The sequence below is a fragment of the Sphingomonas trueperi genome (genome assembly GCF_040545665.1).
Taxonomy (GTDB): domain Bacteria; phylum Pseudomonadota; class Alphaproteobacteria; order Sphingomonadales; family Sphingomonadaceae; genus Sphingomonas; species Sphingomonas trueperi_B.
In genome coordinates, this window is record NZ_JBEPMH010000004.1 from 428412 (window position 1) to 442150 (window position 13739).

11 protein-coding genes are annotated in these 13739 nt (G+C 68.3%); 5 read left to right on the forward strand and 6 right to left on the reverse strand.

Translation table 11 applies throughout. The features are described from left to right. Positions 1-243 precede the first annotated feature (243 nt). Positions 244-633: a hypothetical protein gene (locus ABIC65_RS15390; RefSeq protein ID WP_354309895.1), complete on the forward strand. Its 390-nt coding sequence runs from the start codon at positions 244-246 to the stop codon at positions 631-633. Positions 634-770: 137 nt separating this feature from the next. Here ABIC65_RS15390 and ABIC65_RS15395 read toward each other — a convergent pair whose 3' ends face one another. Then, positions 771-2405: a glycoside hydrolase family 43 protein gene (locus tag ABIC65_RS15395; protein WP_354309896.1), complete on the reverse strand. Its 1635-nt coding sequence runs from the start codon at positions 2403-2405 to the stop codon at positions 771-773. Continuing rightward, entirely contained in the window at positions 2402-3652 is a 1251-nt protein-coding gene (locus tag ABIC65_RS15400; RefSeq protein ID WP_354309897.1) for an MFS transporter, read from the reverse strand. The genes ABIC65_RS15395 and ABIC65_RS15400 overlap by 4 nt, the downstream gene beginning before the upstream one ends. A 138-nt stretch (positions 3653-3790) precedes the next feature. Between ABIC65_RS15400 and ada the strand changes: the two genes are divergently transcribed. Beyond that, positions 3791-4834, forward strand: a complete 1044-nt coding sequence (gene ada / locus ABIC65_RS15405; RefSeq protein WP_354309899.1) for a bifunctional DNA-binding transcriptional regulator/O6-methylguanine-DNA methyltransferase Ada — start codon at positions 3791-3793, stop codon at positions 4832-4834. A gap of 188 nt (positions 4835-5022) precedes the next feature. Here the strand turns inward: ada and ABIC65_RS15410 are convergent, their stop codons facing one another. From ABIC65_RS15410 to ABIC65_RS15425, 4 genes are all read right to left on the reverse strand, one after another. Then, positions 5023-6573, reverse strand: coding sequence for a S1C family serine protease (locus tag ABIC65_RS15410; protein WP_354309901.1), 1551 nt, complete (start codon positions 6571-6573; stop codon positions 5023-5025). 52 nt (positions 6574-6625) lie between these two features. Continuing rightward, positions 6626-8155: a hypothetical protein gene (locus ABIC65_RS15415; RefSeq protein ID WP_354309903.1), complete on the reverse strand. Its 1530-nt coding sequence runs from the start codon at positions 8153-8155 to the stop codon at positions 6626-6628. A 52-nt stretch (positions 8156-8207) separates the two neighbouring features. Beyond that, positions 8208-9698 carry a hypothetical protein gene (locus tag ABIC65_RS15420; protein ID WP_354309904.1) on the reverse strand — a complete coding sequence of 497 codons (1491 nt, stop codon included), beginning with the start codon at positions 9696-9698 and terminating at the stop codon, positions 8208-8210. Positions 9699-9781: 83 nt separating this feature from the next. Next, entirely contained in the window at positions 9782-11947 is a 2166-nt protein-coding gene (locus tag ABIC65_RS15425; protein ID WP_354309906.1) for a primosomal protein N', read from the reverse strand. Positions 11948-12024: 77 nt separating this feature from the next. Here ABIC65_RS15425 and ABIC65_RS15430 point away from each other — a divergent pair, with 77 nt between their 5' ends. The 3 genes from ABIC65_RS15430 to fsa all read left to right on the forward strand — a co-directional run bounded on the left by ABIC65_RS15430 (position 12025) and on the right by fsa (position 13644). Then, positions 12025-12477: a hypothetical protein gene (locus ABIC65_RS15430; RefSeq protein ID WP_064310662.1), complete on the forward strand. Its 453-nt coding sequence runs from the start codon at positions 12025-12027 to the stop codon at positions 12475-12477. A gap of 63 nt (positions 12478-12540) precedes the next feature. After that, the gene (locus tag ABIC65_RS15435) at positions 12541-12957 is read left to right on the forward strand and encodes a hypothetical protein (protein ID WP_354309908.1); all 417 of its coding nucleotides are present in this window, start codon (positions 12541-12543) and stop codon (positions 12955-12957) included. A gap of 33 nt (positions 12958-12990) precedes the next feature. Continuing rightward, complete coding sequence (fsa, locus tag ABIC65_RS15440) at positions 12991-13644, forward strand: fructose-6-phosphate aldolase (protein ID WP_333574194.1); 654 nt, start codon at positions 12991-12993, stop codon at positions 13642-13644. The last annotated feature ends 95 nt before the right edge of the window (positions 13645-13739 follow it).

Consider the following 13739-nt stretch of genomic DNA (forward strand, 5'->3'; position numbering starts at 1 on the left):
CCGCGCCAGCGGCGGAAGTCCGACCTCCCGGCCTTTACCGCGCCTCGCGGCGCGGCCCCTCCACCACCGCCTTCGGCGGCGGTCCCCCTCCCCCGTTGGGGGAGGATCTGGAAGTGCGGCTGCGACGGGGGAGCATGTTACGGGAGGGGAGTAGGGCCGCTCGTTGTTCCCGGTTGAGCGGCGATATTGCGGCGAAGCTCGCGGCCCAGTAGCGGGCGCCATGCTTCTGCGTTATCGGCCAGCGTGCTTAAGATGCTCGCGGCCGCAATTTTGGTGATAGCATGGAGCTTCCCTGCGTCGGCGCTTTGCATTTATCACGGTGTGGACAATGCAAAAACTACTATCGCTCAGGAGTTTACGGACTCCCGATGGGTTGTACGTGCGCATGTTGTTTCAGTTGATTATCATTGGTCCGATGAAGATGAGTCATGGGCACTTTACCGGCTCAAGATCATGAAATCCTACAAGGGGCAGCTGCGAATGCGGTTCGCCTTCTTTACAGAGCGGAACAGCGGCGGCTTTTATATGGATGGGGACGGTGGCGGACCCGATCTCGATAGGGATTATCTACTGTTTCTGACGCCACGACCCTTCCCCAGGTCTGACCCGCCCGCCGCTAAGGGTGCCTTGTAGATCAACTATAACTGCGGCCAATCGAAAGTCTGGAGCGAGGTTACAGCCAGCGAAGCTGCAGAGCTTGCAATGCTTTCTCGGCATCGTTGATCGGCCGCTTTTCCCCGGGCCAGCCAACAGGCTATACGCTTACGAACTTAGCCCTCCGTCGGATCCACCACGAACGCCCGCTCGCGATACGCGAACCAGTCGAAATCCGCCGCCATCCCCGTGCCGCCCATGTCCTGGCAGGCCATGCCGATGAACGCGCCGGTGAAGTTGGGCAGGCCCGGCGCGCTTGCCTCGTCGGAGAGGATCGAGGCGTCGAACAATTCGGGGAGCCAGTACCAGGACTCCGAGCCCGCCATCCGGTAGCCGAAGCGCAGCCGCTCATAATCCACCTCGCAGCGGAGCTCCACTGGTCCCGCCGGCAGCGGGATCGGCGCGGTGAAGGCGTCGCCCTGGGGGGCATCGGGCAGCGCTGTCATCACGCGGAGATGGCGGCCCATTTCCTCGTCATGGCTGACATGCAGGTAGTGGAACTTGGTGCTGTTGTAATAGACGACCAGCCCCGCCGCCTGCTGGAAGTCCTGCGGCTCGAAGTCGAGCACGCAGCGGGTCGAGGTGCAGAAGGCCTGGAGCCGCCGCGCGACCAGCGCCTGGGTGAAGACGCTGCCGATCGTCTCGCGCCCGAACAGGCGGAGATGGCCGGGCCGCGCGGTGAGGCTGAAGATCCGGTCTGGCTCGGGGGTGCGCAGCCATTGCAGGTCGATCGGCAGCGTGGCCGAGTCGAACTCGTGCCGCTCCTCGGTCTGGCGCCCCGGCGAGGGCGTGTTGCTCAGCGCCGGCACTTCCAGCTCGGGCAGGCCGCGGCCGTCGCGGGTGTAGAGCCAGCCGTCCTCGCCCCAGCGCATCGGCTGGATCGCGGTCTCGCGGCCGAGCACGCAGCGCCCGCGATTCGGCAGCGGGCGCCCGCACAGATAGGCGAGCCAGGGCTCCCCGTCCGCCGTATGGACCAGATCGGCATGGCCCGCGCGCGCCAGCACCGCATCGGGGCGGGTGCGGCTGGAGAGAATGTACGTATCCGGGTGCAGCTCGTACGGCCCGGTGATCGCCCGCGACCGCGCCATGGTGACGGCATGGTTCCAGCCCGTGCCGCCCTCGGCGGTTAGCAGATAGTAGAACTCGCCGCGGCGATAGAGGTGGGGCGCCTCGGTCAGCCCCAGCGCGGTGCCGGGGAAGATGTTGGTGCGCGTCCCCACCAGCTTCTCCGTCGCCGGATCATATTCCTGCAGCACGATGCCCGCGAAGCGGTTGCGGCCGGGGCGATGGTCCCACAGCTGGTTCACCACCCATTTGCGGCCGTCCTCGTCATGGAACATCGAGGGGTCGAACCCGCTCGAATTGAGGTGGATCGGATCGGACCAGGTGCCGTCGATCGTGTCGCAGGTGACGAGATAGTTGTGGAAGTCGCGCAGCGACGCGCCCGAGGCACCGCCCATCGTCGTGCGGCCATAGCGCTTCACATCGGTGTAGAGCAGGTGGAAGCGGGTGCCGTCATGCGTCAGGCACGGCGCCCACACGCCGCAGCTGTCCGGATCGCCGCGCATGTCGAGCTGCGCGGCGCGCACTAGCGGCCGCGCGACCAGCGTCCAGTTGGCGAGGTCGCGGCTGTGGTGAATCTGCACGCCGGGGAACCACTCGAAGGTCGAGGTCGCGATGTAATAATCGTCGCCGACGCGGCAGATCGACGGATCGGGGTTGAAGCCGGGAAGGATCGGATTGCGGATCATCGGGGCGCCTTGACGAGGGTCCAGAGAAGAAGGGCGGCGACGAGGTCGAGCAGCCCGAGGGCGATGAAGAAGGGGCCATAGCCGAGCGAGGCGACCAGCCCGCCGATCAGCAGCGAGAAGATGAGGATGCTGCTGTTGGCGAAGGTGCCGGCCAGGCCCGCGACGGTGCCGAGCTCGTTGCGCGGGAACAGGTCGCTGGCCATAGTGATGACGGTGACCGAGAGGGTCTGGTGCGCGAAGCCGCCGAGGCAGAGCAGCGCCACCGCCAGCCAGGCGCTCTCGACGCTGGCGACGAACACCATGCCGGTCATCAGCAGCGCGCCGACGGTGAAGGTCCAGCGCCGCGCGTTGATCAGGCTGATGCCGCGCCGCTGGAGGAACAGCGCCAGCGCGGGCCCGAACATGCAGCCCAGGTCGGCGGCGATGAACGGCAGGAAGGCGGAAACCGCGATCTCGCCCAGGTTGAAGCCGCGCACCTTCACCAGATAGAGCGGCATCCAGAAGGTCAGCGTCCCCCAGGTCGGGTCGGCAAGGAAGCGCGGCAGCGCGATGCCCCAGAAGTTGCGCTGGGCGAGCAGGCGTAGCGGCGAGGGACGCTCGGCGCGTTCCTGGATATGCGCTTCCTGGCCGCTGAGGATCAGGTCGCGCTCCTGCTTCGAGAGGCTCGGATGCGTCTGCGGGGTGCGATAATTGGCGAGCCACAGCAGCGCCCAGAGCAATGCCAGCACGCCGGTGACGACGAAGGCCGCGCGCCAGTTCCACAAGGCGATCGATCCCGCGACCAGCGGCGCTGCAAGTGCCGCGCCGGCCGAGGCGCCGAGATTGTAGATGCCGCCGGCAAAGCCGCGCTCGCGCGCCGGAAACCACTCCGAGACGACCTTGAGCCCCCCGGTGTGCGACGTCCCCTCGGCAAAGCCCAGCATGCCCCGCAGCGCGAACAGCCATTGCCAGCTGAACGCCAGGCCGTGCGCCATGCTCAGCAGCCCCCAGCCGGCCGCGAACAGCGCCATGCCCGAGCGCAGGCCCACCACGTCAAGGATATAGCCCACCACCGGCTGCAGCATGATGCCGCCCTGGAAGGCCGCGGTGATGTAGGAATATTGCTGCTCGTCGATGTGGAGGTCGACCATGAAGCTCGGCGCGGCAACCGCCAGCGTGCTCCGCGTCAGATAGTTGAGCATCGTGCCCAGCATGACGATGCCGATGATCCACCAGCGCAGCGCGCTCGTGCGGTGCCAGAAGGACATGCACTCTCCAAACTTCCGCGCCGACACGCGTGTTAACGTTAACGTTGCCAGCAAAGCGCGCCGACTGCAAGAGCCGGGGCGGCTTTGCGCGCAAGCGGCGGGATGCCGCAACTACGCCAATGGGCGTATAGCGATGGCATGACCGAAGCTGCTGCCCTCGACGATGCCCGCTGGAACGCCTTCGCCGCGCGCGACCGGGCGCAAGACGGCCGCTTCGTCGTCGCGGTGACGACGACCGGAATCTACTGCAAGCCGAGCTGTCCCGCGCGGCGGCCGCGGCCGGAAAATGTTCGCTTCTTCGATGCCGGTGCGGATGCGGCGGCGGCGGGGTTCCGGGCATGCCTGCGCTGCAAGCCCGACGAAGCCGCCCGCGACGCCATCGCGGTCGCGCGTGCCACCGCCCTGCTCGATGCGGCGGAGGAGACGATCGGGTTGGAGGCGCTGGCGGCGGCGGTCGGCTATGCGCCGCATCATTTCAACCGGCTGTTCAAGCGCGCGACCGGCGTGACCCCCGCCGCTTATGCACGCGGCTTGCGGGCACGGCGGGCGGCCGTCGCACTCGACGAGGAGGACAGCGTGACCCAGGCCATTTATGCCGCCGGCTATTCGGCCCCCAGCCGCTTCTATGCCGAGGCGGGCGCGCGGCTCGGCATGGTGCCGAGCGCGTGGCGGGCCGGCGGGGCGGGGGTGACGATCCGCTGGACGCTCGCGGACACCAGCCTCGGCCCGCTGCTGATCGCCGCGACGGACAAGGGCCTGTGCCGCATCGCCTTCGACGAGGATGCCGACATGCTCGCCCGCCGCTTCCCTGCCGCGACGGTGGAGCCCGGCGACGCGGACTTCGCCGCGCTCGCGGCGCACGTGGTGGCGCTGGTCGAGGATCCCAACCGCCAGCGCGACCTGCCGCTCGACGTGCAGGGCACCGCCTTCCAGGAAGCCGTGTGGCAGGCGCTGCGGACGATTCCGCCCGGCGAGACGCGCAGCTATGCCGAACTCGCGGCGATGGCGGGAAAGCCCGCGGCCGTTCGCGCGGCGGGGACGGCGTGCGGGGCGAACCCGGTCGCGCTCGCCATCCCCTGCCACCGCGCCCAGCGTGGCGACGGCAGCATGGGCGGCTATGCCTATGGTCTGGAGCGCAAGCGCGCCCTGCGCCGCCGTGAGGGCGTGCGCGAGCGGAAATAGCTTTGGAGATCCTACCCTGCGCAGCAGGGGAGGGGGACCGCCGCCGAAGGCGGTGGTGGAGGGGCCGCGCCGCCAGGCGCGGGGCTCGCTTCCAGCGCGGGACACCGCCGCGTGCCGCGGCGGCCCCTCCACCCCGCCGCTGCGCGGCGCGGTCCCCCTCCCCGCGCTTCGCCCGGGGAGGAATTACGTCACTCCGCCCCGCCCGGCGCGCAGTGATAGACCAGCTTCTCGTTATACGCCGGCGGCAGCGTCGCGCGCATCAGCTGCTGGAGGCTCGCGAGGCTGGCGCGCTTGGCCTGGTCGGCGGTGCACTGGGCGACCGGCACCACCGGCTTGACGTCGCGCACCTTCTGCATGTCGGCCGCCGACAGGAAATAGCGCGTGTCGACGAGCGTGCCGCTGTCCGGATCGAACTCGCGCACCGTCACCGTCTGCTCGTCCGCAGGGACGAGCACGCGCTGCCAGCGGCGGCCGGATTCGGCATATTGGGTGCCGCCGTCGAAGCAGCCGTCGGGCCCGACATTCAGCTTCACGGCTTCGCCGGGAGAGACCGTGATGCGGCTGCGATCGGGCTGGAGCGTGCAGACCAGCGGGCCTTCCGCCGCATCCGCCGGCAGCTTGGCCTCGGCAATCTGGTTGCCGTCGCCCGGCGCGGCGATGCTCGCCTCGTCGAAGCTCGGCCGCAGCACGAACAGCGCGACCGCGCCGAGCAGCAGCGCGCCGCCGCCCACCGCGGTCCAGATGCCCGGCCGCTGCCGGTCGCGCGAGAGCAGCAGCCCCGCCGCGCCCAGCGCCAGCGCGCCGAACACCAGCAGCACCGCGGCGCCCGCCATATAGGTCTCGCGCGCCGACTCGTTGGCCGCGCGCGCCTTGTCGATCGCCGCCTCGCGGGCGCGCGCCGCGGCGGATTCGGCTTGGGCGTTGCGGTTGGCGATATCGGCGCGGTCCTTCTCCTCTGCCGCCTTGTCGAGCGCGTTGCGCTGCTCGACGCTGATGCACGGCGCCGCGATCGAGACGAAGGGCTGCTTGGCCTGGGTGAGGAAGGCGGTCAGTTCGGGATAGGCGATGGCGAAGGCGAAGGTCGAATCGCCTTCCTCGCTGTTGGTGATCGCCGAGTTGACGCCGAGCACGCGGCCGCACGCGTCGAGCAGCGGACCGCCCGAATTGCCGCGGGCGATGTTGGCGGTGTGGAGCAGCACCGAAATGCCCTCCAGCGTCCGCGTGCCGGCAAAGCCGCCCTGCGAGCGCACCGGCGATTGCGGGGTGATGAAGTCGGCGGCCGAGCGCGCCGTGGCCACGTCGACATTGCCGGGATAGCCGAGCGCGATCAGCGTCTCGCCATCGGTCACCGCGCCGCTGGACAGCGCCAGCGTCGGCAGCTTGGCGCCGCTGAACTCGATCAGCGCCAGGTCGCGCTTGGTGTCGATCGCGATCAGCTTGCCCTGGAACGACTTGCTGCCCTCGGACGGCACCACGCCGATCACCACGTTGCCGGGATAGCGCGAGGCCAGCTCGACGACATGCGCGTTGGTGACGACCCGGTTGGGCGCGACCGCAAAGCCGCTGCCATGGCCGAAGCCGACCACCTCGTCATCGGCCACCGCGATGGTGACGATCCGCACCACGCCGCGCCCCGCCGCCGAGATGTCGTCGGCATGCGCCGGCACACTCCAGGCGAGCAGCATCGCCACCAGCATGATCACCTGCCGCATGCGCGGAAACACCCCGGTTCTAGCCATGGCCCGCGCTTTCGGCGAAAAGCGCCGCCGGTTCAAGCGGGGCCACCCCGTATCAATGCGACTTCTTGTCGCCCTCGTGCTGCTTCGCCTTTTCCTCCGCCGCTTCGTAGACCTTGATCGCGGCTTCCGCCCCCTGCTTGTCGAGCGCCTCCAGGATCGCGCGTGCCGGGGTGTCGGCCCCCGCGTGCGGTCCAAAGGCGATCCGCTCGAAGGCGACACGTGCGGCGGGGACATTGCCTTGCCGCAGCAGCACAGCCCCGGCTTCGGCGCGGACGTCGTCGTCATAGGGGGCGAGGAGATAGGCCTTGAGCATCCCGTTCTGGGCAGCATCGCTCGGCTTCTGCCCTTCGACGAGGAAGCTGTGATAATAGAGGATTAGAGGCTCGGGATATTCTGTATCCAGCCGGTTGGCCTTGATGAACCAGCTGCGGATTGTGCGCCACTGCCCGGGATCGGTGACCTTTGCCGCCTTGGCGCGTTCCATCTGCGCCATTCCCTTGTAGAGCATGGCATGAATGGAAGCCGGGTCTGCTGCCAGCGCGCGATCGGCCGCAGCTTCTGCGGCGTCATAGTCCTTCGCGTCATATTCGGCTTCGGCCAGTTCGTCCTGCGCGGCGGCATCGTTGGGATAGGCGGCTGCCGCTGCGCGGGCCCAGGCGACGACCGTGCGCGCGCGCTTTTCGTCGACTCCCGCTTCCGACCAGAACCGCGCCTTCATCGACGCCGCCTCGCCTGGCGTGAGCTTGCGAATGCCGATCTCGCCGATCTGAACCTTGTTCTCTTCGATTCTAATGGTGGGCAGCGCGCTTCGCATGCCCCAGGCGTTGAGCTTGCCGTCGAGCCGGTCGATCGGGGCGAACGCCTGGTTGGCCTCGTCGACGGATTTTCCCGCATTGATCGCGGCGATATATTGCAGCAGTTCCTTCACATGGCCGCCCAGGAACGCATAATGGGTCAGCAGCCATCCCCGACCGTACAAGGTCTGGGTGTCGAGCTCCTTGTCGCCGGGATCCAGTCGCAGCAGGCGCTCCGCAGGCACCGCCGCGACGCGGCCAATGCCGAAGGATCGATATTCCGGTGCCTTGCCGATGATCAGCGTGCCGTCGCGATAGAAGGCGGTGCCGAAGAATTCGGCGAACCCTTCCGAGAACCATTTCGGGAACACGACGCTGGGCCAGCTCGAATACATGAAGCTGTGGCTGTACTCGTGCTGCAGGATCGTCTGCGAATCCAGCGTCGTATCCGCTTGGTCACTACCCGGCACGAACGCCACCGGGCCCCGGGCCTGCGCATTGTAGAAGCCCGCCACGTCCGACTGATGCGCCAGCGCCTGAACGTCGGCGCTGCTGGCGGTGAGGAAAATCCGCACGCGCATCCGCGGGCTCAGCGGTGCATCAGGCGTGCCGGTGAGAAAGCGCAACGACTGGTCGAACCGCTCGAGACGCTTTGTATAGGCGCGCAGCTTTTCCGGATCCTCGTTGGCATAGACGAGAAAGTGCTTCGACGAACCCTCATACCAGTCGGCATGGGCGACAGCAGGCGCCAACAGCAGCAGCGCAGAGACCAGCGTACGAATCATCATTCCCCCCAAAAATGACAAGCAACAGTGTCTAAACCGACAGGACGCGGACGCGTCAGGATTTCGGCGTTGATGCCAAGGCCCTGATCTGCGCGTCAATCCTATCGATCATTCGGGAAGCCGCCGCGCCGGCGCCGGAGGCATGCGGATCATAGGTGAGCACCAGCAGCATCGCTCGCGCCTCGGTGAGCTTGTTCTCGCCGATCAGCATGCCCGCGACCTGCATGCGCAGTCCCCGATCCTGCGGCGCCAGCGCATAGGCGTGCAGCAGCCCCTTCCGCGCGGCCTCGGGGGGCCATTGGCGGCGATCGGCATAGCTGCGGTAGAGCAGGATCAGCGGCCGGGGATCCTCGGGGTCGAGCCGGCCGGCACGCTCGATCGTGCGGCGAATCTCGGCCCAGCCCTCCGCCGTGTCGTTCTTCGCCGCCTCGGCGATCGCCATCTGTGCCAACGCGCGAGAGCAATACGCCTCGACCAGCTTCGGGTCCGCGGCGATGGCGCGGTCGGCAGCTGCGAGCGCGGCGGTGTAGTCGCCGGCGTCATACGCGGCCTCCGCCAGCACGCGCTGGACCTCGGGATCGTCGGCGAAACGCGCGGCGATCGCCTTCGCGTCGGCAAAGATGCCCGGGGCAGTCTTCTCGTCGACGCCGGCGTCCATGCGGATGCGCACCGGCAGGATCGCGGCCTCGCCCGGCCGCAGCGGACGGATGGTCACGGGCGGGACGGCGAGGTTTTCCGCCCGGATGCGGAAGCCGCTGATCCTCGGCTGCCGGAGAAAGCGTTCCAGCTCCTTGTTCAGCGCATCCAGGTCGCCGAACGCGGCCGCCGCTGCCTCGGGCGACTTTCGCTGCTTGGTGATCGCATCGAGATAGGCGCTCAACTGGCCTTTGCGGCTGGGCTCGAAGCTCAGATAATGGACTAGCGCCCAGCCCCGTCCATAGAGCGCATCGCGCTGATCGGCGCGCAGCCTGCCCGCCGCGCCCGCCAGGATCTGCTGGATCGGCAGCGGATGGCCGGCCTGCAATCCGTGGGCGCGATAAAGCGGCGCGGCGCCGAACTGCAGGTTTCCGTCGCGATCGAAGCTGGCGGTCGCATGAAACTCGGCCCAGCCTTCGGAAACCCAGGACGGGAAGGCGGCATCCGGCCAGGTGGTGGCCATGAAATGATGGGCATATTCATGCTGCAGCACCTGCTGCGAGCCGAGCGCGAGCGGTCCGTCTTCGGACAAGCCGCCCGCCACGAACGCCACCGAGGCACCGGCGCGGGGAATGTAGAATCCGGCGACCTTGGGGGTTCCGGCAAGCGCCGCCAGCCGATCCTTGTTTCCGACGAAATAGACCGTCAGCCGCCCCGCCTTGCCCAGCGAAGGTTCCAGGATCCCGCGCGAGACGCGCAGCGCCTTATCGAACTTCTCCAGCCGCTCTCCAGTACGGCGCAGCGCGGCTTCGGAGGCATTGGCATAGACGATGAAATGCGCGGTTTCGGCCACGTGCCAGTCGGCATGGGCTGGCCGTGCTGCGAGAGTCGCCAGGAAGAACGCCAGCAAGGCCAAGCACCGCATACACGGTTCCCCGTCGCCCCCCAGCCAGCAGGATATCGTGCGGCGGAGCGATGGCAAATCGAATCGGATCAGACGAAGCTGTAGGGATCCACGTCGACCGCCACGCGCACCCGCGGGCTCCAGCTGAGACCTCCGAGCCAGTCGCGGATCACGTCCTGCACGTCGAAGCTGCGCTTGGCGTGGACGAGCAGGCGGAAGCGGTGCCGCCCGCGCAGCATCGCCAGCGGCGCAGGCGCGGGGCCGTAGACGTGCATCTCGGCCAGCGCGGGCGCCGAGCGGCCGATCATCCGTGCGGTTTCCTCCGCCGCGGCCTTGTCCTCCGAGGAGACGATGATCGCGGCATAGCGGCCGAAGGGGGGCGCATCGGCATCGCGGCGTGCCTCGGTCTCGGCGGCGTAGAAGGCCTCGGCATCGCCGGAGACGAGCGCGCGCATCACCTGCGCCTCGGGCGCGTGGGTCTGGATGAACACCGTGCCCGGCTTCTCGCCGCGGCCGGCGCGGCCCGAGACCTGCATGATCTGCTGGAAGGTGCGCTCGGACGCGCGCAAATCGCCGCCGTCCAGGCCCAGATCGGCATCGACCACGCCGACCAGCGTAAGGTTGGGGAAGTGATAGCCCTTGGTGACCAGCTGGGTGCCCACGACGATGTCGATCGCGCCATGCTCCATCCGCGACACGAACTCGGCCGCCTTGGCCGGCGACCACAGCGTGTCCGAGGTGACGATGGCGGTGCGCGCCTCGGGCCACAGCGCCGCCACCTCGTCGGCGATGCGCTCCACGCCGGGGCCGCAGGCGACCAGCGTGTCGTCGGACTTGCACTCGGGGCACATGCTCGGCGTCGGCATGGTGTGGCCGCAATGGTGGCACGACAGGCGGTGGAGCAGCCGGTGCTCGACCATCCAGGCGGTGCAGTTCGGGCATTGGAAGCGGTGGCCGCAGTGGCGGCACAGCGTCAGCGGGGCATAGCCGCGCCGGTTGAGGAACAGCAGCGACTGTTCGCCGCGCTTCAGCGTCTCCTCGATCGCCGCGACCAGCCGGGGGGCCAGCCAGCGGCCGCGCTCGGGCGGCTCGCGGATCAGGTCGATCGCCTCGATCCTGGGCATCTGCGCCGCACCATAGCGGCCGGGCAGCTTGAGCTCGGCATAGCGGCCGACCTCCACCTGGTGCCGCGTCTCGATCGCAGGGGTGGCCGAGGCAAGAACCACCGGGCAGCGCTCGAACATGCCGCGCATCACCGCCACGTCGCGGGCGTGATAGTGGACGCCCTCTTCCTGCTTGAAGCTGGTCTCGTGCGCCTCGTCGACCACGATCAGGCCGAGCTTGGGATAGGGCAGGAACAGCGCCGAGCGCGCCCCCACCGTGACCATCGCCTCGCCGCTGGCAATCGCGCGCCAGGCACGGCGGCGCTCGGAGCTGCGCAGGCCCGAATGCCAGGCCACCGGCTCGCAGCCGAAGCGGCGGGCGAAGCGGGTGAGAAAGGGCTCGGTCAGCGCGATTTCGGGGAGCAGCACCAATGTCTGCTTGCCCGCCTCGATCGCAGCGGCGACGGCCTCGAAATAGACTTCGGTCTTGCCCGATCCGGTCACGCCGTCGAGCAGGAAGGGCTGGAAGGCGGCGGTCTCCACTGCGGTGCGCAAGCCCCCGGCCACCGCCGCCTGGGCGGGGTTTAGCTCGGGGGGCGCGAAATCCGGATCGGGCAGCGGGTAGGGGGCCTGGGTGTCGACCGTCACCGCCTCGATCGCGCCGGTCTTCACCAGCCCGCGAATCACGGCATCGGACACCTCGGCGATGGCGGCGAGCTCGCGGACCAGCCCCTGGCGCTCGCCGATCCGCTCCAGGGCCTGGGCGCGCTGCGGGGTCAGGCGGTCGGGGACCGCGCCGGTCGCGCGATATTCGGTGATCGTTGGCGCTGCCTCGAATGCGGCCGAGGTGCGCAGCGTCATCGCCAGCACCGAGGAGGGCGGGGCGAGATAATAGTCCGCGGTCCACTCGATCAGGCGCCGGACGGGGGCGGGGATCGGCGGCGCGTCGGCGACGGCGAGGATCGCACGAAGCCGATTGTCGCCGATCTCCTCGGTCGGCAGCCGCTCGGGCTCCCACACGACGCCGGCGAACTGGCGCGGGCCGATCGGCACGATGACGATGCTGCCGGGCTCGACCGTCATGCCGTGGGGCACGCGATAGTCGAGCGGCCCCAGAGCCGGATGGAGGACGAGAATGCGCGCGCGGGACATGATCGGCCCCTCATATGGGCATTTTCGGCGGAACGGGAATCCCGTATCGCCGGTTCGTCGTCCAAGGAGACCCGCCGATGCTGTTGCTCGCCCTGCTGCTCGCCCAGACTGCGCCCGCCCAGGCGACCACCGCGTGCAAGGCGCCCGACGCCAGCCTGCCGGTCGCGCTCGCCGGCTGGAGCACCCCCGGCGACGAGCTGGTGGCGGACAAGGCAGTGTCACTGGCGACGGTCGACGCATCGACGCTCAAGGGCCTGCCCAAGGGCGCCAAGCCGGGGCGGGCGGCGACGATCGAATTCCGCATCGCCAAGGCCGGCACCTATGGCATCGCGCTCGACCAGCCGGGCTGGATCGACGTGGTGCCGGGGGCGGCGGGCGGCGCGGCGCTGAAGTCGGTGGCGCACGGGCATGGGCCGGATTGCTCGACGATCCGCAAGATCGTGCGTTTCGAGCTGGCGCCGGGCACCTACCGCGCCTTCGCCAGCGGCCTAGCGCAGACCAAGGCGAAGATGATGCTGGTGCCGAACTGAATCGGCTTGTTCTCGGGGTGGAACGAATATAGAACAGCGACTCGCTGAACAAGGGAGTCGGCGATGCTGATATTCGTAGCTGGAATGATGTTGACGGTGCCGCAATGCACCGAGCTTCCGCGATCCTTGTCTGGCTGGGAACGCAGCGCCGACGGGCTCGATACCCGCCATGCGACGACGATTGCCGCGAAGAACGGCGCGGCGGAAACCCAGGTGACCATCCGCAAGGCCGGCACCTTCGGCATCGCGGCGGACCAGCCCGGCTGGATCGACGTGGCCAAGGGCAGCGGCCGTCCCTTGCGCATGGCCTCCCGCGCGCCGGGTGTCACCTGCGCAAAGATCGAAAAGATCGTCTATTACCGCCTCGAACCCGGCACCTACCGCGTCACCATCGGCAAGCTGCAGAAGCCGCAGGTGAAGCTGATGCTGGTCTACGGCAACCCTTCGCAGGGGTTTGCCCGGCGCGGCCGTGTCGGCTAGGCGGGCGGCAACACTCCATTGGAAGGTTCTGCCATGAAGTTCTTCGCCGACACCGCCATCATCGACGACATCCGCGACCTGGCCGATGCCGGGCTGCTAGACGGCGTCACCACCAACCCGTCGCTGATCGCCAAGTCGGGCCGCAACTTCCTCGAAGTGGTGGCGGAGATCTGCGGGATCGTCGAAGGCCCGGTCTCGGCCGAGGTCGTCGCGCTCGATTTCGAGGGCATGATGCGCGAGGCGGAAATCGTGCGGAAGATCGCCGACAATGTCGCGGTCAAGCTGCCGCTGACGATCGACGGCCTCAAGGCGTGCAAGGCGCTGACCGACGACGGCACGATGGTCAACGTGACGCTCTGCTTCTCGGCCAACCAGGCGCTGCTGGCGGCCAAGGCGGGCGCGACCTTCATCTCGCCCTTCGTCGGACGGCATGACGATATCGGCTTCGACGGCATGGACCTGATCGAAGACATCCGCCTGATCTACGACAATTATGATTTCGGCACCGAGATCCTGGTCGCCAGCGTGCGTCACCCGATCCATGTGCTCCAGGCCGCCAAGATCGGCGCCGACGTGATGACGGCCCCGCCGGCGGTGATCAAGCAGCTGGTCAAGCACCCGCTGACCGACAAGGGCATCGAATCGTTCATGGCCGACTGGGCCAAGACCGGCCAGACGATCGGCTGAGTCCGGGTTGAAGCGTAAACTCCCCTCCCGCTTGCGGGAGGGGTTGAGGGAGGGACTGGCGTGGAAGTTTCGGACTCCGCTGCGGGCTTCCCGTC